This is a genomic window from Carboxylicivirga marina (assembly GCF_016612505.1).
Classification (GTDB): domain Bacteria; phylum Bacteroidota; class Bacteroidia; order Bacteroidales; family Marinilabiliaceae; genus Carboxylicivirga; species Carboxylicivirga marina.
This window is the reverse complement of the sequence record NZ_JAENRR010000014.1, coordinates 28,064-45,668: the sequence shown is the minus strand read 5'-3', so window position 1 is coordinate 45,668 and position 17,605 is coordinate 28,064. Positions and strand designations below refer to the sequence as shown.

Below are 17,605 nucleotides of genomic sequence, written 5' to 3'. Positions count from 1 at the left end.
GCTTCAAATCACAATTGGGAATAAGTTTGATTACAAGAATAAAGAGCCACAGAAAACGACTCCAGCACCAAGCAGGAATCCAACATGCACTTGCAATGGAGTATGTGCATTTAGATACAGTCGAGCCGAACCAAGTGCCCCTGCAATGCTAATCGCAAGAATAAATACCACCCACAGATCAAGACCAAAGGTTAGTGCCAGAGCCAATAGTGCGCCGCACAAACCTCCTATACCAATCATATGCATGCTAATCTTCCAGAATATGGTGATTCCTAAGGCCATTAATATCACTATAATGGTTGCTAACATAAAGCCCTGGATAAAAGATGGCACGATGGGTATACGACTCAGAAAGAAATAACCAATTCCATAAAAGATGGATGTAAATAAAGTAGGCCAGAGTCGTTCCTTTCTATCGGTCATATATACACTTTTAACAACTCCCAATAGCATAAATAGAGGAATAAGGCTTACCGGCAAAGCACAGGTACTAATAAATACAAACAAATAAATTAGTCGTTTGTGCTCAAAAGGAAGGTATGAAAAATGTCCACCCAAATTAAATATCAGAAACAAACCAATGGTAGGTATTAACATTGGATGTAAAACTGTAGAAAGAGCTTTTGCGGCTGTTCGCATGTACTATCCATTAAAAAGCCGGTTATTAACCGGCTGAAGTTTATAATTCTTTCCTGAGGCGTGCCACTGGAATATTTAATTGTTCGCGGTATTTAGCAACGGTTCGTCTGGCTATATTATAAGATTTCTCTTTTAGAATGGCTGCCAGCTTATCATCAGTCAACGGCTTTCGTTTATCTTCATTAGCTATACATTCTTCTAATATCTTTTTAATCTCTCGCGTACTCACTTCTTCTCCAGTATCGGTCTGCATACCTTCCGAGAAGAAATACTTAAGAGCAAAAATACCAAAGTGTGTTTGAATATATTTGCTATTAGAAACCCTTGAGATGGTCGAAATATCCAGGTTCGTACGCTCAGCGATATCTTTCAGAATCATTGGCTTCATCTTGGTTTCATCGCCTTCCAGAAAATAGTCATTCTGATACTCTAAAATAGAGTTCATCACCGTCATCAAGGTATTTTGACGCTGCTTAATTGCATCAATAAACCACTTAGCTGAATCGAGTTTTTGCTTAACAAACATCACAGCATCTTTCTTATCCTGAGTCTGATTCTTTTTATTGGCACTGTAATCCTGTAACATATCAGAGTAGGTATTACTAATACGTAATTCAGGCACGTTGCGATTGTTCAAACTCAATTGAAACTGGTCGTCTTCCACCTCAAGTATAAAGTCGGGGATTATATGCTGAACAGTTTTGGTCATTGGGTTACTATACGAACTGCCCGGCTTCGGATTTAGCTTGAGTATTTCAGCCAAAGCATCTTTCAGCTCTTCTTCATCGATATGAAGGCGCTTAGATATTTTGTCGTAATGTTTACGGGTAAATTCCTCAAAGTGATGTCTCAAGACCTGAAAGGCATTCTCAATATCTGGGAAAGTACGATCTTTACGCTTTATTTGAAGCAATAAGCACTCTTGTAAATCCCTGGCAGCAACACCCGCAGGGTCAAAGTCCTGTACAATTTCAAGCACATCCAATGCTTCACGTTCATCTACTTCAATATTCTGCGCAAAAGCCAGATCATCGATGATTTCGTCTACTTCACGACGCAAGTAGCCATCTTCATCAATATTACCAATGATGTATTCAGCAATATTTCGTTGTCTATCGTTTAGTATGCGTAAGCCAAGCTGAGCAATCAAATGTTCGTGAAACGTAGCACCTGTAGAAAATGGGATGTCTTCATGCTTATCGTCTTTAGAGAAGTTACGCGCTTGTAGCTTATAAGCCGGTATATCTTCGTTATTGATGTACTCATCTATCGACAGCTCATCACGCTCTATCTCTTGCTCAGGAGCCTCCTGCTCATCCTTATCAGGATCTTGCTGTTCCCTCTCCAATTCAAGAATAGGATTTTCTTCCAGTTCTTTTTTTATGCGTTGCTCCAATTGAGTTGTTGGTATTTCCAGCAACTTTATCACCTGAATTTGTAAGGGTGATAATTTTTGAAGTAGTTTTTGTTGTAAACTCTGTTTTAACATCCCTATCGCTTCGTTCTTAACATTTCTGTGTCAACTTCACCGTGTGAAATAATAGTGAGTCTCAAACAAAATTAAGATTAATTAATCAAAAGCGATAGAAGTGGCCTGTTTTTTGACGAATAATAAAAACAAATGCCGACTTTCATAGAGAGTCGGCATTATTATTTTGTACGAATTATGATCGTTTAAAACTCGGCTGTTTTTGGTGCACGAGGAAAAGGAATAACGTCGCGAATATTACCCATACCCGTTACGAACAACATTAAGCGTTCGAATCCTAATCCAAAACCACTATGCGTAACTGAACCAAAACGGCGTGTATCGAGGTACCACCACATTTCGTCAGTTGGCACACCCATCTCTTCCATTCGACCTACAAGCTTATCGTAATTCTCTTCACGCTGCGAACCACCAATGATTTCACCAATCTGAGGGAATAGAACATCCATTGCTCGCACTGTTTTTCCATCCTCATTTAACTTCATGTAGAAAGACTTAATATCTTTAGGATAATCAGTTAAGATGACTGGTTTCTTAAAGTGCTTTTCTACTAAATAACGCTCATGTTCTGATTGTAAGTCACTACCAAAACCATCGATCGGATATTTGAACTTACCTTTCTTATTTGGCTTTGAGTTACGTAATATCTCTATTGCCTCGGTATATGTCAGACGAATAAAATCATCACTTAAAATAAACTTCAGCTTCTCGACTAATTCCATTGAACGCTCATCAGCTTTCTTATTCTTTTCTTCATCCTGAAGACGTTTGCTTAAGAATTGCAGGTCATCCATACAATTGTCAAGAGCATACTTAATCAGGTATTTTAAGAATTCTTCAGCCAAATCCATGTTATCATCCAAATCATAGAAGGCCATTTCAGGCTCTATCATCCAAAACTCAGCTAAGTGACGCGATGTATTAGAATTTTCAGCACGGAAGGTAGGACCAAAAGTATAAATCTCGCCCATAGCCAAGGCAGCTAACTCACCTTCTAACTGACCAGAAACAGTTAAATTTGTAGCTCTTCCAAAGAAATCTTGTGTGTAATCAATATCTCCCTCTTCGGTACGTGGAAGATTTTCGTAGTCCATCGTTGTAACTTTAAACATCTCACCTGCACCCTCGGCATCAGATGCCGTAACAATTGGCGTGTGTATATTCACAAAACCTTTTTTGGTATAGAATTCATGCACTGCAAAAATCATTGCATGACGCATACGTGCAATGGCTCCAAAAGTATTGGTACGATAGCGCAAATGCGCATTCTCACGCAAGAATTCCAAAGTATGTTTTTTAGGCTGGATTGGATATTTCTCTGGATCACAATCCCCCATTACCACAATCTCTTTCGCTAAAATTTCAACTTTTTGTCCACTACCAGTTGATTCTGTAATTTCTCCATTAATTGAAACGGCTGCCCCTGTAGTGATTCGCTTTAACAAAGACTCATCAAAATTAGGTACGTCAACTACTATTTGAATATTATGAATACACGACCCGTCATTTAAAGCAATAAAATTTACTTGCTTATTACCACGCTTGGTTCTAACCCAACCTTTCACATTTGCCTGCGTACCAAATCCGGTACTTTTTAGCAGCTCAACAATTTTTGTTCGACGAATCTGTTCCATTTCTATTTTTGTTTATATTCAGGATTGCAAAATTAATGATTTGTTTTTATTGATTGATAACTCCTTGCCTAAATGCAAGCGAATTACCTCTTTTTCTTTCAGTTTTATAAAAAAAGAAAGGTGACTCATTGCGAATCACCTTTTCAAATCTGAGAAACTCAGTTTATTTTTTTGTGAATCGTTCCATCTTATTGTCGTAATTAATGTAATAACGACCTTTTTCGATACCTGTCACATTTACTTCTGCTCCATAACCTTTAAACACAATACCTCCGTATTCGTCGTATATTTCATACAGAGTTGGTGCTGAGAAAGTGACTTTATCGGCTACTTTACTAGGTCCAAAGGTAACTTCTGCTTTAGTAGAAATACTTTTAACCTCATCAGAATAGCGCGGCTTATTTCGATAATCAATTTGCTTAATGCGAAAACGATTTTCACCACTATGCTTTCTTACTGTCACATTATAGGCATTTGATTGAATAGAACCTTTTCCTTCGACCTCTCCAACTTTCACCCATTTATTCCAACGGTATTGCTCAACTACAAATGGTAAAGCACCTGATTCTTTCGTTGTTTCCCAACTTAGATTTTCATCAGTCACGTTTATGTTGCTAATTTCAAAAGTAGCCCTTGGATTTAACACTTCAGGGTTAAGTACTTTTGGTTCACAATCATCTTTAAATTTGATACCAACAATTAAGGCCTCTCCAATTACAAACTGGAATACACCTAAATCAATCTCAAAAGCACTTGAGTTAATTTCGTCGGTTGTGGTTTGTCCATTTACAGTTACTTCGTATACACAAAACCCAACACCAGAAGCGGCAAATGGATTCTTTACATACAGGTTTTCACCCTGAAAAGTACCTCTCAGCTCAATTTCTCCGGCATGAGCGCTCATAATGGTTAAAACCGTCGCAAAGAATAAAAGAAATATCCGTTTCATTTAGGCTAGACTCAATTAGTTATTTTTTGGGAAACGCAATTTATAAAATTAGACCCACATACCAAAAAAATCATTCCGAACAACCTAAAAAATCCACGATTGACTGTATTTCTTTGATTAAAAAACAATTCTAAGCAGGTTCTACCCAATCACCATTCTCTTTTATCAGATTAATTAACTCTTCAACAGCTTCTTCTCGTGGCAAGTTTCGCTTAATTAACTCACGCTTTTTAAACAAGCTCACAGTAGAAGGTCCAGAACCAATATATCCATAATCGGCATCAGCCATTTCGCCCACACCATTTACCACACAACCCATTACAGCAACTTTTAAACCTTTTAAATGCGATGTGCGCAATTTAACTTCTTTGGTTGTTTCCTGAAGGTCGAATAAGGTACGTCCACAGCCGGGACACGAGATAAATTCGGTTTTAGTAAACCTTACACGTGCTGATTGCAAAATAACAAAGTTCGTATTTAATATTTCTGAATGGGGTAAGGAACCTTCATTTTCTAGATATAAACCATCTGCCAATCCATCAAGAAATAAGATACCTGCATCGGCAGCCGATTTAATTTGGATATCCTCAGCATCCTCTTCGTCATATATATTGTGCAAAACAACCGGATGCGTTAAGTCATTCGCTATCATCTTAAATATAAATGCTCGTTGTTCAATAGGCGCATTTAAATGCTCTGACCCAAGCAATATAATTACATTCTTTTCCTGTTTTAGGCGAGCCATAAGCTCATCATTGAGTTGAGAGTAGGTAACTGACAAAAAACAATACCTGGGTAAATCTTCTGTTTTTAATAACTCAGCTGCATCTAAAATCGGATAGGTATTGTTTGATGTATTGGCTGTTTTCCATGCAGCAAATGGAATCAGGTATTTCGTATAGTGGTTTTTTACATCCTCAGGAAAATCAATGAACTGATAATCGGCCTTTAGTTTTTTATCAGCACTAAACTCATCATAGGCATCACTTATCACAACCGTTGTATTATCACCACCAATATTAAGTACAGCGTGAGTCTTGCGACGATTATATTCAAACGGGGTGTAGTCCTTTATGTCAAATGATTCGATTACAGAATGCCCAGCTCTAGCACCTATATAATTGGCCAGTTTACTAGCCACCGGCACTTCTTTTTCGGGATCTTCCGTTAGCGATACCCGGATAGTATCGCCCAAGCCATCGACCAAAAGAGCTCCCGTGCCAACAGCCGACTTTATGCGTCCTTCATCTTCACTCCCGGCTTCAGTAACACCCAGATGAAGTGGATAATTCATGCCTTCCTTTTTCATGGCCACAACAAGCAGGCGCACCGTATGAACCATTATGCGTGTGTTACTAGCTTTTATACTGAATACAATATCTTTAAAATCCAAGTCTTCACAAATGCGCAGATATTCCATACAAGCCTCAACCATCCCTTGCGGTGTATCGCCATATCGGCTCATGATCCTATCGGATAAAGAACCATGATTGGTTCCAACACGAATGGCCGTACCGTATTGCTTACAGACATTGAGGAATGAACCAAGTTTTTCTTTTGCTACCTCCAGTTCATTCGTATATTGTTCATCGGTGTAATTAAGCTCAAATTTTTTAGCGCCTCCAGAGAAGTTACCAGGATTGATTCTTACTTTCTCAACATTTGAAGCAGCTACTTTGGCAGCATTCGGATTAAAATGAATATCAGCCACTAAGGGCACATCGTAACCTTTTTTACGAATGATTCGCTTGACATGCTCCAGGTTGTGTGCTTCACTGCGTCCTTGTGTGGTTATTCGAACAATATCGGCACCTGCATCAACAATGCTCATTACTTGCTTGGCAGTGGCTTCAGCATCCATTGAGTTGGTGGTAGTCATCGATTGGATTTGAATAGGACTATCGCCGCCAATGGCCGTGTTACCCACCACTACTTTACGTGTTGGATTTCGATGATAATTAAATAAGTCTTCGCAGTATAATGGTTCTTGTGACATTGTGCTGAATATTGATTCAAAGAATAAATGCAAAAATATGCATAGTTGAGTAGTTATTAGTCAGAAGCCAGCAGATTATTTACTTTCCCTTTTATTTAGCCGAGTTTATTGATATTTTTGAATTCAAAATTCATCATTATGTCCATTGTAGTTAAAGATGTTATAAAAGAATTTGGTCGACAGAAAGCATTAAAAGGTGTTTCATTCTCCATTGAATCAGGTGAAATTGTTGGTTTCTTAGGCCCAAATGGAGCTGGCAAATCAACCATGATGAAAATAATATCAGGACTATTGCCGCAAACAACTGGTGAAGTAGAAGTGTGTGGCATTAACAATGGCGATTACAACGAATCATTTCGGCGAAAAATAGGTTACTTACCAGAACACAATCCTTTATATCTGGATATGTATGTGAAAGAATACCTGTTGATGGTTGCAGAACTCTATCAACTGCCCAAGCGAAAAGAGCGGGTTGCTGAGATGGTTGAATTAACCGGTTTAACCCTTGAGCAAAATAAGAAAATTGGCACACTATCAAAAGGTTATCGACAGCGTGTAGGCCTGGCTCAAGCCCTGATACATGACCCTGAGGTACTGATCTTAGACGAACCAACCACTGGATTAGATCCCAACCAAATATTAGAGATTCGTAACTTGATTAAAACGGTTGGAAAAGCAAAAACAGTGATGCTAAGCACACACATCATGCAGGAGGTTGAAGCCATCTGCGAGCGTGTTATCATTCTTAATCGGGGCGAGATGCTGGTTGATCATCCATCTACAGATTTATCCATATTGCAAAACAGTGGTCAATCTATGGTTTTTGTTGAATTTGACCAAGCGCCTGATATCGAAAGTATTCGAAGCATCAACAACATTAAGAATGTTGAATCTATTTCGAAAACCGAATTACGTATTGATGCCAATGATGATGTTAGAAAATCCATCTTTAACTACGCTGTTGACAATAACCTCGCTATATTAACGATGACACGCGATGAGCAAAACCTCGAAAGTGTTTTCCATGCTCTAACCAAATAATTAAGGTGCAAACTGCCTTATTTGCCAATGATCATTTTCATAAAAATACTGAAAGCGATCGTGCATGCGATTGGCACGGCCTTGCCAAAACTCTACTGTTAAAGCTTTAACAATATAACCGCCCCAATGGGCCGGCCGCGGAATTAATTTATCCTGATATTTCACATTTAGGTGCTCATACTTATTCAGCAGTTCTTGCCCGTCAGTAACAATTTCGCTTTGATCAGATGCCCAGGCTCCTAACTGACTTTCGCGCGGTCGTGACTGAAAATAATCGTCTGACTTTTGTGCTGAGACTTTTTCAATGACACCACGAATTCGCACCTGACGCTCCAATTCAGGCCAAAAGAAATTTAAAGCCGCTTTTGATTGCTCATGCAATTCTACTCCTTTCTGACTGTTATAATTGGTGAAGAATACGAATCCACCATCACAAACATCCTTTAAAAGCACTATGCGACAATTAGGCATATTTTCACCATCGACAGTTGCAATAGTCATCGCTGTTGGCTCATTGCATTTTACTTCTAAAGCCTCACTCATCCATTTTTCAAATTGCTCAAACGGGTTTTCTAAAAGGGATTCCGGTTGCAAGATTCCTTTTTTATATTCATTTCTAATATCAGCTAATCGATTCATCATCCTCACTTTTGTACTCCCTTAACAAGAAGTACTGAATATTGTTGAGGAATCGGATGCCATATTCAAACTTTTATTACTCTTGCTTGTTTTGATGACATGTTTAAGTTTAAACACACATTCATTTACAAAAAGATATAAAAACAATGAAAATATACACTAAAACAGGCGACCGCGGACAAACTGATTTATTAGGAGGCGTTCGGGTTAATAAAGACGACATACGAGTTGATGCATATGGCACCTTTGATGAAGTTAATTCGTTTATCGGGTTATTAAGAGCTAAGCTCGAACCAAAACACGAATGGCAGGAAAAGCTACACCACATTCAAGTGGAATTGATGAATACCATGAGCCATCTGGCAACACCAAGTGAGTTTCAAGAGAAAAACACGATGCCTTTGCCCGAGGATATGGATAAATTCTGTGAGCAATGGATAGATGATATTGAAACGCAGTTAAGTAGTCGCTCCGACCACTTTATATTACCTGGTGGCAATGAAGTATCGGCCTTATGTCATGTGGTACGTTCGCAACTTCGTAATGGAGAACGTAAACTAACCTCCTTACACAGAGCCTATCCTGTTGAGAGAGCTATTCTGCTATTCATCAATCGCCTATCTGATTTGTTCTTTAGCCTGTCAAGAGCCGCAATGGAAGAAGCACATTTAACAGAAGAACGCTGGAAAGCCTTCTTATACAAGCGAAACAAATAGAAAGGAATTTGACAGTTTCTGATGTCTGTTAGGTATATTTGTCCATCAAATACATTGAGATGATTGAAAAGCATAACTGTCGACAAATAGGTGTGTTGGTTAAAACACATGGTATTGCTGGTGAAGTAGTCATTCGTTTATTCGACGAATTCACAATTGATGATTTGGATACCGAATTTCTTTTTCTTGATTTAGATGGCGGATTGGTGCCTTTTAGCATTGACGAATTACGAGAAAAGAAACATGCCGATATCCTCGTGAAACTTGAGCAAGTTAAAAGCGATAGACAAGCTCTAACGATTATTGACGCACCTGTTTATGTAGAAAAGTCACTTGAATCAGACGAATCTAAAGAATCAATCTCATCGCAGAATTTTTCGGCCTATCAACTCGTTGGTTATCAATGTCAGGCTGTTGGACATGGCCACATTGGTGAGATCATAGCGATACGTGAAATTGCTAAAAACCCTTTGTTTGAAATTGATAATGATGGTGAAGAAGTACTAATACCTATTGCTGAACATTTTATTGCTGGCATTGATGACGAGCAACAACTAATCATTTTTGATTTACCTGAAGGATTAATCGATTTATAAAAAACATGGCCTTAAAACAATTTGTCTTAAGGCCGCTTATTATAATTCTTTCTTTTCCCGACTACATACCTGTTCTCGCCATTCAGGCTTTATTTCAATGGCCACTTCTTCTATTTTAAGAAACGCTACCATCACAGATTTACACATCGCCTTCACAACGCCTGAAGCCTTATCAATTACTTGTTGCTCCATTTGTAAACTTTTAGTGCCAATGCGCACAATAGCGGTTTTAACTTCGAGCTGATCCTTTAAATAAACAGGCGATAAAAAATCGGTATTAATATTAGCCAGAATAAGGGTAGCCTCGCCACTGAAAATGGCATTGGTAAATACATCCTTCATATAATGCATCCGGCCTAAGTCAAAATACTCCTGGATAGTAGTATTATTGACGTGACCTAAGCCGTCAATATCATTAAAACGGATTTGTACCACTGTTGAATGATTAAAAACTGTTTCTTCCATATTCTCAATTACTCTCTAATAATGGTCACCTGTCCGTCTCTGGCCAATTTAATAATACTTGATGGTGCCGGATTTTTCGTTTCTTCCTGACGGAAATTAACAATATAATCTACGCCTTCTTTTACAGCATCACTCACTTCTCTAAAATTCTGAGGCGATGGTTCACCACTAATATTGGCTGAAGTTGAAACGATTGGCTTCTTAAAACGAGCACACAATTGCTGCGAAAATGTTTCTTCAGTAATACGGATACCAACACTACCATCTTCAGCCAGCAGGTTAGAAGCTAAATTCTTGGCATCATCGTAAATAATGGTGAGAGGCTTGGTCGTAAGCTCAGCCATATCGTAGGCAACCTCTGGAATATCATTGACATACCCACCCAGTTTGGCTGTATTATCCAAAAGCACAAGCATGCTTTTCGAATCAGCACGTTGCTTTAGTTCATAGATACGTTTTACAGCATCAGCATTGGTAGCATCGCAGCCCACTCCCCAAATTGTATCGGTCGGATAAAGAATGATTCCGCCGTTTCGTAGCACCTCAAGTGCTTGTTTTAAGTCCTCGTGCATTCTTAATATTTTAGATGCGAAGATATGAAAAAGAGTACATCCGAGGAAGCACAAACGATTCATTACGACACAACAATGCACAAAAAAAGCGTTCCTTAGAAAGCATCGCTTTGAATAGAAATATTATTTTTTAACCTACGAACGCCACAAAGAAGATGAGTAGTGCTAAAGCCAAAATTCCAGCTACAAGCAAGCGGGCAAAACTACCATCTAGTTTTATTTTCATAAATTGAGTTAATACAATGATAGCACTAACTCCAGCCAAGCCTATCGTTAATAGGGGGTTTAAGTATCCCAGATTGAGTGTGCTGATTCCTGTTGAAATCAATACAAGAGCAACAAGTGCCACAAAAACAAGAATGTACTTTTTTGACGAAGCTATATTTTGATTATCCATAGTTATTCAATTAGTAGTTTTTATAACAAATAAAATAAAGGAAAAATAAGCACCCATATTAATGTAGCTAAATGCCAATATGTTCCTGTTTTATCAAGTAGTGCGTAGTTGTTAGCACCTAATGAATTGTTATTAACCTTTGATGTTACATATATTAAAACAACAAAGCCAGCTAGTAAATGAAGGGCATGTAACCCGGTCATGAAAAAATACAAGCCAAAGAACAACACATCACCATGTCCTAAACGAGCTAACTCTTCGCTACCTGGAAATAAACCAAAATCAATACGTCCCTTCCATTCGAAATAACGATTAACCAAAAACATAAAACCAATAAATAGCACACCAAGTAACCAAAACAAAGCAGCCATTTTATTCCCTTTACGGATAGCTATTGAGGCAAATGCCATCACTAAACTACCAGATAGTATAATAATGGTATTCCATACACCAGAAGCGACACTTAACTCACTTGCTGCTAAATCAAAGGCCATACCGTTTTTGTATCGGTAAACAGCATATAATAAAAACAAACCGGCAAATAGTAATAACTCAATAAATATAAAGAGCCAAACGCCTGAAAGGCTTGTTTCTTTAGGTTTCGATAAATTTCCGGTCATAGATAATGATTGACTCATAATTATATGATTTTGTTAACAACTTTCATTAATCAATTAAGGCGATAAAAATATATAAAAGTATTTAATTACTTCTTTTCATTATTAAATCTTTTCTCTGTATCCGCACTTTATGCCTTTGCCTGATATTAACAAATTAACACCTAAGAAGTTTTAAAGTATAAATACAAAAAAAGGCTACCCAATGGATAGCCCTATATATCTGAAAGATGAAACTCCTATTTAAACCAACCTAATATTGTTTGTCGCCCGGTTACTTTCTGATCGAGCTTAACATCAATTCTTGTATCAAGAGGTAAATACAAATCAACCCGTGAGCCAAATTTGATAAAGCCCATCTGTTGCCCTTGTCCAATTTTAGTCTCTTCCTCGGCATAACAAACAATTCGCCGAGCCATGGCACCAGCAACCTGTCTTACAAGAATCTGTGTTCCGTTTTCGTTTTCAATAACCACAGTTGTGCGCTCATTCTCAGTAGAAGACTTAGGCAAATAAGCTGCCATAAACCGGCCGTTATGATGCCTGAAGTACTTTACAAGTCCTTTAATAGGAAACCAATTAATATGCACATTAAACACGGACATAAAAATAGATACCTGCAGGCATTTTGTTTTAAGGTATTCGTTTTCTTCAACTTCTTCGATAGCAACAACTTTACCATCGGCAGGAGCGATAATTGCTCCATCTTGTACAACGGCATCACGCTTAGGGTTTCTAAAGAAATTTAACACCAACGCAAATACAATAAAAGAAGCCAAGCTTGTAAACTTTGTGACTTCAACGCCTGCCAGAAAATATACTCCAGCATTGAGTGCCAAAACAAATGCCAGCACTACGAATATTGTTCCAAATCCTTCCTTATGAATAGTCATTATATCTTTAAACTTTATTTATCATTAACCAAATAAAACAAACAGCGCAAATATCATTGGGGCCGCAAACAAAACTGCATCGAAGCGATCTAGCACCCCGCCATGACCGGGTAATATCGAACCGGAGTCTTTTATACCCACATTGCGCTTTAACATGGATTCTACCAAATCACCAATTGTTCCGAAAACCGACACCAACAAAGCTGCAGCTATCCAAACAGGTAAAGTGGCAATACCCGTTATTTTAAATATGACGAACCCTGCAATCATTGTAAATACAACACCTCCGAAAAATCCTTCCCAGGTTTTTTTGGGTGAAATTCGTTCATATAATTTATGTTTCCCAATTGTTACACCAACAACATAAGCACCACTATCGTTACACCAAACTAATATGAAAAAACCTAATAATATGGATGCCTGAAACGTTCCATTAACACATCCCGTTAGGAATAAGAAACTTAAAGGCAACGAAATATAAACAGGTAACAATAAGGTTAGTGCAATCCTCTGAAAAGGATTCTCTCCGCCCTTAAAAAGTTCGTAAACAAAGGGCAACCAAACCAGCGGCATTAAAATAACATACCAACTTCGTTCGATGTATCCCTGAGTATCCAGAAACACCAGAATCTGAAATGTAAGCCCTAAAAGTAATGCAGAAAAGATATTCAGACGGCCATATTTACTTTCCAAAAGTCGCCCTAGCTCAAGCATTCCGATGACAGCGACCAGCAAGCAAACCAAAAAGAAAGCGATAGGATGTATAAATATAGATCCGGCCACTGCTCCAACGAACAGTATGCCTGTCAAAGTGCGCTGTAAGAAATTATTCATTGATTATCTTTAGTGCTGCAAAGTTAATATATCCTGCCAAAAAAGAAAATCATCAATATTTGCGAACAAACAAAATCAACTCTTTAGGACCATGAGCTCCCATAACAAGTGTTTTTTCAATATCAGCCGTGCGGCTGGGACCTGTTACGATGGTAGCTTGTGAGGGCCAATTATCGGAATATTTCGCGGAGAATTTTTCGATGGCATCATCTAAGAAAGCTACCAATTGGTTTTCATGAGCCACAACGACATGAACAGGCGGAAAAACATTAAGTAAACGCCCCGATAGACCTGCAGCACTAATCATTATTGAACCTGTACGAGCTATTAAATATTCGCAAGCAGTTATCCCAACACCTATATCATCCATCTTTGAATCATCTGTTAGCAGGGACTCTTCAGGCAGCAAGACTTTCAGTTCATCATCCTTACAAATAATATTCGTCCATCCTTTGCTTACTCTTTCCGATTCAAAATGATTTGTAAACTCTTCGTCATTATTACAAACAAATACCTGACCATTAACTTTCTCGAACTCTTCAATAAATGTATCTAACAAGTTCTCAGGCACAGGAAAAACATCAGCGGACCGACCCCTTTCAGGAATCAGTCCGCCTTTATTTATATCAGCATGCTTTAAGCGATTGAGAATATTCGCGCGTGCTTTATCTGATGTATCTTTAATATTATTTTTCATCCTTATCCGAAGAACTATCCTTTTCAGTATTTTCTTCAGCCTTAATATCTTTGTCTACAACTTCTTCAGTTGTTTCATCATCCTCTTCAATTACGTGCTCAGACAGCTTACGTTTTCCGAAAATCTTCTCTAAATCTTCACTAAAGATAACCTCACGCTCAAGCAGTAGTTCGGCCAGTTTCGAATGCTTTTCATGATTCTCTACCAATAACGCTTTAGCTCGCTTGTATTGTGTTTCGATGATTTGAGCAACTTCTTCGTCTAATAATTCAGCCGTCTTCTCGCTATATGGCTTACTAAACGAATAATCGGATTGACCTGATGAATCGAAGTAACTGATGTTACCAACCTTTTCGCTCATTCCATAATACGATACCATCGCATACGCTTGCTTAGTGACTTTTTCAAGGTCATTTAAGGCACCTGTACTAATTTTACCAAACATGATTTCTTCTGCAGCACGTCCACCTAAAGTTGAACACATCTCATCTAAAATCTGCTCAGTGGTGGTTAATTGGCGCTCTTCAGGTAAATACCAGGCAGCTCCAAGAGCTTTACCACGCGGTACAATGGTTACTTTAACCAATGGGTGAGCATGCTCCAATAACCAACTGATAGTTGCATGACCTGCTTCGTGATATGCAATGGCCTTCTTCTCACCTTTTGAGATGATTTTATTTTTCTTCTCCAGCCCGCCAACAATACGGTCAACAGCACTTAAGAAATCTTCTTTCTCAACAATCTTTTTATCGTTACGAGCAGCAATCAATGCCGCCTCGTTGCATACATTGGCAATATCTGCTCCTGAAAATCCAGGTGTTTGTTTAGCCAGGAATTTACTTTCCACATCATCTTGCAAACGTAATGGGCGAAGGTGTACTTCAAATATGGCTTTACGCTCTTTTAAATCAGGTAGCTCAACATGGATCTGACGATCAAATCGTCCGGCACGCATCAACGCTCTATCCAGAATATCGGCACGATTAGTTGCAGCTAAAATAATCACACCACTATTGGTACCGAATCCATCCATCTCAGTTAATAACTGGTTAAGCGTGTTCTCGCGCTCATCGTTTGAACCCATATTAGGGCTTTTTCCACGAGCTCGACCTATGGCATCAATCTCATCGATAAATACGATACATGGTGATTTCTCTTTGGCTTTCTTAAACAAATCACGAACACGGCTGGCTCCAACGCCGACAAACATCTCCACAAAATCAGAACCCGACATGCTAAAAAATGGCACATTTGCTTCACCTGCTACAGCTTTGGCTAAAAGGGTTTTACCAGTTCCGGGAGGGCCAACCAATAAGGCACCTTTTGGAATTTTACCACCTAACTCGGTATATTTCTCCGGCTTTTTAAGGAATGAAACAATCTCTTCCAGCTCTTGCTTGGCCTCAACCAAACCTGCAACATCTTTGAAGTTTACATTGATGGATGACTCTTTATCAAACATCTTGGCTTTTGACTTTCCTACATTAAAGATGTTACCAGCTCCACCGGCTCCACCTTGTGAACCCATTCGGCGGAAGATAAATATCCAAATAGCCACTAATAGCAATAATGGCCACATAAAAGTAAAGAACTCACCAAGGAAATCAGTTCTGCTTTCGTAATCAACAGGAATAGCTTCACCAAGATCCGATTCGGCTACGGCAAGTGCTTCATCGAACTTATCAATGGTTGATAAATTAAATGTAAAATGAGGTCCTTCGGCTGAAGGGCCTGAATTCGTCAGGTTCTCATTAAAAAGATGCTTGTATTTATCTAGTTTATCCTCCTCAATAGTGACCTCAGCCACGCCTTCGTTTCGAATAACTACAATGTTATCGATATCTCCACCAGTAAGAATCTCTTTTTTAAAATCGCTATACGAAATTTTATGTGGTCCCTGCCCAAAATCCATGCGGCTGACCAATATAAGCGCAATAGCTATTAAACCATAGGCCCAATAAAGATTAAATTTCGGAAACTTCGACTTTTCTTTATCGTTGCCCGGTGTATTTGGTTTTCCGTTTGACATGTGTTTACTTTCTAGTTAAAATAGGTTTTCTATATCTGTACGTTTGGCATCGGCCCACAAGCCTTCAAGGTTATAAAAGCTTCGCTCATCTTTATGAAAAACATGTGTTACTACATCAAAATAATCCAGCAGTACCCACAATGCGTTTTGTTTTCCTTCTGTATGATTAGGCTTATCTTTTAAATGCTCCCGTACATAATCTTCTATTCCCTCAGCAATTGCATTCACTTGCGTGGTACTTTCTCCTTCACAAATTACAAAATACTGACAGATAGTGTTATCTAATTTTGACAGATCCAAGATAGCAATATTTGTGCCCTTCTTCTCCTGAATACCTTTCACAATGACTTCCGCCAGTTCCTTGGCAGAATAATTCTCTTCATTCATTCGCAATAGTGTCTTATTCTGTTGCCTTATTTGCAGTTATATTGATTGGATTAAAGCCTACCTGTAATAGGTTATTCAACTAATATATAAGAAAACAACCAAAAGTACACTTTTGCTCAAAGATACTACTTTTAAAAAATTATAAACACCTATTTTTGCCAAATAGATAAAGAGCTGCATAAGCTGACATTTTTTCACAATAAACTGCAATGATGACATATTCAGCACCAGAGTTTTTAGTTTACCCCGAATTACAATCAACAAATACGGAGCTTAAAAACCTTTTAGCAAAGAATAAGTTAGCTGAATACAGTGTGATAGTAACTCCACATCAAACAGCCGGACGTGGACAGGTAGGCAATGTTTGGGAAAGCGAATTAAATAAGAACCTTACATTTAGTCTGTTGTTGCGCCCCACTTTTTTAGCGCCTCATCTTCAGTTTTATATATCTAAGCTGGTGTCAATGGCAATTATTGAAACTATAAAGCAGATAGCAAACATTGAAGCTAAGATCAAATGGCCCAATGACATTTATATTAATGATAAAAAAGCAGCTGGCATTTTAATCGAAAATTCGATTCTGGGAACAAAGCTTGATTACTCTGTGGTTGGCATTGGCTTAAATGTAAATCAGGAAATATTTATTTCTGATGCACCTAATCCTATTTCATTGTGGCAACTCACTAATGAGCATTATAATCTTGAAAAACTATTAGAACGCCTGCTTGAAAATATCGAACATGCTTATCACCAACTGGAGGTTAACCGCCTAAGCCTCATCAATAACGAGTACCATAATTCATTGTATCGCATTAGTGGGTACCATTGGTTTGAGGATAATAAAGGCAAATTTGAAGCCTGCATTGATCATATCAACGAAATGGGCTTATTAACTTTGGTGGATAAAGAAGGACAAAAAAGAGAGTATGCGTTTAAAGAGCTTAAGTTTGTAATAAATGACTAACCTGAAGAGATTCAGATTTCATAGCATAACAGCTATCAGCCAAAAACCTG

Annotated in this window: 19 protein-coding genes; 4 read left to right on the top strand and 15 right to left on the bottom strand. The window is 38.3% G+C overall.

Going from position 1 to position 17,605, the window contains the following annotated elements:
* Positions 1 to 30: 30 nt before the first annotated feature.
* From JIV24_RS07970 to ispG, 5 genes are all read right to left on the bottom strand, one after another.
* A complete protein-coding gene (locus JIV24_RS07970; RefSeq protein ID WP_200464501.1) occupies positions 31 to 639 on the bottom strand; it encodes a PAP2 family protein in 609 nt (202 codons plus the stop codon).
* Between the two features lie 40 nt (positions 640 to 679).
* Positions 680 to 2,128 carry an RNA polymerase factor sigma-54 gene (gene rpoN / locus JIV24_RS07965; RefSeq protein WP_200464500.1) on the bottom strand — a complete coding sequence of 483 codons (1,449 nt, stop codon included), beginning with the start codon at positions 2,126 to 2,128 and terminating at the stop codon, positions 680 to 682.
* A gap of 185 nt (positions 2,129 to 2,313) precedes the next feature.
* Complete coding sequence (gene asnS / locus JIV24_RS07960) at positions 2,314 to 3,762, bottom strand: asparagine--tRNA ligase (protein ID WP_200464499.1); 1,449 nt, start codon at positions 3,760 to 3,762, stop codon at positions 2,314 to 2,316.
* Positions 3,763 to 3,925: 163 nt separating this feature from the next.
* A complete protein-coding gene (locus JIV24_RS07955; RefSeq protein ID WP_200464498.1) occupies positions 3,926 to 4,711 on the bottom strand; it encodes a hypothetical protein in 786 nt (261 codons plus the stop codon).
* A 130-nt stretch (positions 4,712 to 4,841) separates the two neighbouring features.
* Positions 4,842 to 6,707, bottom strand: coding sequence for a (E)-4-hydroxy-3-methylbut-2-enyl-diphosphate synthase (ispG, locus tag JIV24_RS07950; protein ID WP_200464497.1), 1,866 nt, complete (start codon positions 6,705 to 6,707; stop codon positions 4,842 to 4,844).
* A gap of 138 nt (positions 6,708 to 6,845) precedes the next feature.
* Between ispG and gldA the strand changes: the two genes are divergently transcribed.
* On the top strand, positions 6,846 to 7,748 hold the full coding sequence (gene gldA / locus JIV24_RS07945; protein ID WP_200464496.1) for a gliding motility-associated ABC transporter ATP-binding subunit GldA: 903 nt from the start codon (positions 6,846 to 6,848) through the stop codon (positions 7,746 to 7,748).
* Here gldA and pdxH read toward each other — a convergent pair whose 3' ends face one another.
* Positions 7,749 to 8,387 (bottom strand): pyridoxamine 5'-phosphate oxidase, encoded by a 639-nt coding sequence (gene pdxH / locus JIV24_RS07940; protein ID WP_234445755.1) that lies wholly within the window; start codon positions 8,385 to 8,387, stop codon positions 7,749 to 7,751.
* A 146-nt stretch (positions 8,388 to 8,533) separates the two neighbouring features.
* Between pdxH and JIV24_RS07935 the strand changes: the two genes are divergently transcribed.
* Positions 8,534 to 9,103 carry a cob(I)yrinic acid a,c-diamide adenosyltransferase gene (locus tag JIV24_RS07935; RefSeq protein ID WP_200464494.1) on the top strand — a complete coding sequence of 190 codons (570 nt, stop codon included), beginning with the start codon at positions 8,534 to 8,536 and terminating at the stop codon, positions 9,101 to 9,103.
* A gap of 59 nt (positions 9,104 to 9,162) precedes the next feature.
* Positions 9,163 to 9,699: a ribosome maturation factor RimM gene (gene rimM, locus JIV24_RS07930; RefSeq protein WP_200464493.1), complete on the top strand. Its 537-nt coding sequence runs from the start codon at positions 9,163 to 9,165 to the stop codon at positions 9,697 to 9,699.
* 39 nt (positions 9,700 to 9,738) lie between these two features.
* On the opposite strand, the gene JIV24_RS07925 is transcribed toward rimM, so the two are convergent.
* The 9 genes from JIV24_RS07925 to rsfS all read right to left on the bottom strand — a co-directional run bounded on the left by JIV24_RS07925 (position 9,739) and on the right by rsfS (position 16,590).
* Complete coding sequence (locus tag JIV24_RS07925; RefSeq protein WP_200464492.1) at positions 9,739 to 10,164, bottom strand: acyl-CoA thioesterase; 426 nt, start codon at positions 10,162 to 10,164, stop codon at positions 9,739 to 9,741.
* An 8-nt stretch (positions 10,165 to 10,172) separates the two neighbouring features.
* Complete coding sequence (locus JIV24_RS07920) at positions 10,173 to 10,736, bottom strand: L-threonylcarbamoyladenylate synthase (RefSeq protein WP_234445754.1); 564 nt, start codon at positions 10,734 to 10,736, stop codon at positions 10,173 to 10,175.
* A 130-nt stretch (positions 10,737 to 10,866) separates the two neighbouring features.
* Positions 10,867 to 11,133, bottom strand: coding sequence for a hypothetical protein (locus tag JIV24_RS07915; protein ID WP_200464490.1), 267 nt, complete (start codon positions 11,131 to 11,133; stop codon positions 10,867 to 10,869).
* 20 nt (positions 11,134 to 11,153) lie between these two features.
* The gene (locus JIV24_RS07910; protein WP_200464489.1) at positions 11,154 to 11,771 is read right to left on the bottom strand and encodes a cytochrome c oxidase subunit 3; all 618 of its coding nucleotides are present in this window, start codon (positions 11,769 to 11,771) and stop codon (positions 11,154 to 11,156) included.
* A gap of 218 nt (positions 11,772 to 11,989) precedes the next feature.
* Positions 11,990 to 12,643: a phosphatidylserine decarboxylase family protein gene (locus JIV24_RS07905; RefSeq protein ID WP_200464488.1), complete on the bottom strand. Its 654-nt coding sequence runs from the start codon at positions 12,641 to 12,643 to the stop codon at positions 11,990 to 11,992.
* 24 nt (positions 12,644 to 12,667) lie between these two features.
* A complete protein-coding gene (locus tag JIV24_RS07900) occupies positions 12,668 to 13,477 on the bottom strand; it encodes a phosphatidate cytidylyltransferase (protein ID WP_200464487.1) in 810 nt (269 codons plus the stop codon).
* A 52-nt stretch (positions 13,478 to 13,529) separates the two neighbouring features.
* Positions 13,530 to 14,174 carry a LutC/YkgG family protein gene (locus JIV24_RS07895; protein WP_200464486.1) on the bottom strand — a complete coding sequence of 215 codons (645 nt, stop codon included), beginning with the start codon at positions 14,172 to 14,174 and terminating at the stop codon, positions 13,530 to 13,532.
* Positions 14,164 to 16,203 (bottom strand): ATP-dependent zinc metalloprotease FtsH, encoded by a 2,040-nt coding sequence (ftsH, locus tag JIV24_RS07890; protein ID WP_200464485.1) that lies wholly within the window; start codon positions 16,201 to 16,203, stop codon positions 14,164 to 14,166. The genes JIV24_RS07895 and ftsH overlap by 11 nt, the downstream gene beginning before the upstream one ends.
* Before the next feature lie 15 nt (positions 16,204 to 16,218).
* Positions 16,219 to 16,590, bottom strand: coding sequence for a ribosome silencing factor (rsfS, locus tag JIV24_RS07885; RefSeq protein WP_200464484.1), 372 nt, complete (start codon positions 16,588 to 16,590; stop codon positions 16,219 to 16,221).
* Between the two features lie 212 nt (positions 16,591 to 16,802).
* On the opposite strand from rsfS, the gene JIV24_RS07880 reads away from it, so the two are divergent.
* Positions 16,803 to 17,555 (top strand): biotin--[acetyl-CoA-carboxylase] ligase, encoded by a 753-nt coding sequence (locus tag JIV24_RS07880; protein ID WP_234445753.1) that lies wholly within the window; start codon positions 16,803 to 16,805, stop codon positions 17,553 to 17,555.
* Positions 17,556 to 17,605: the final 50 nt, after the last annotated feature.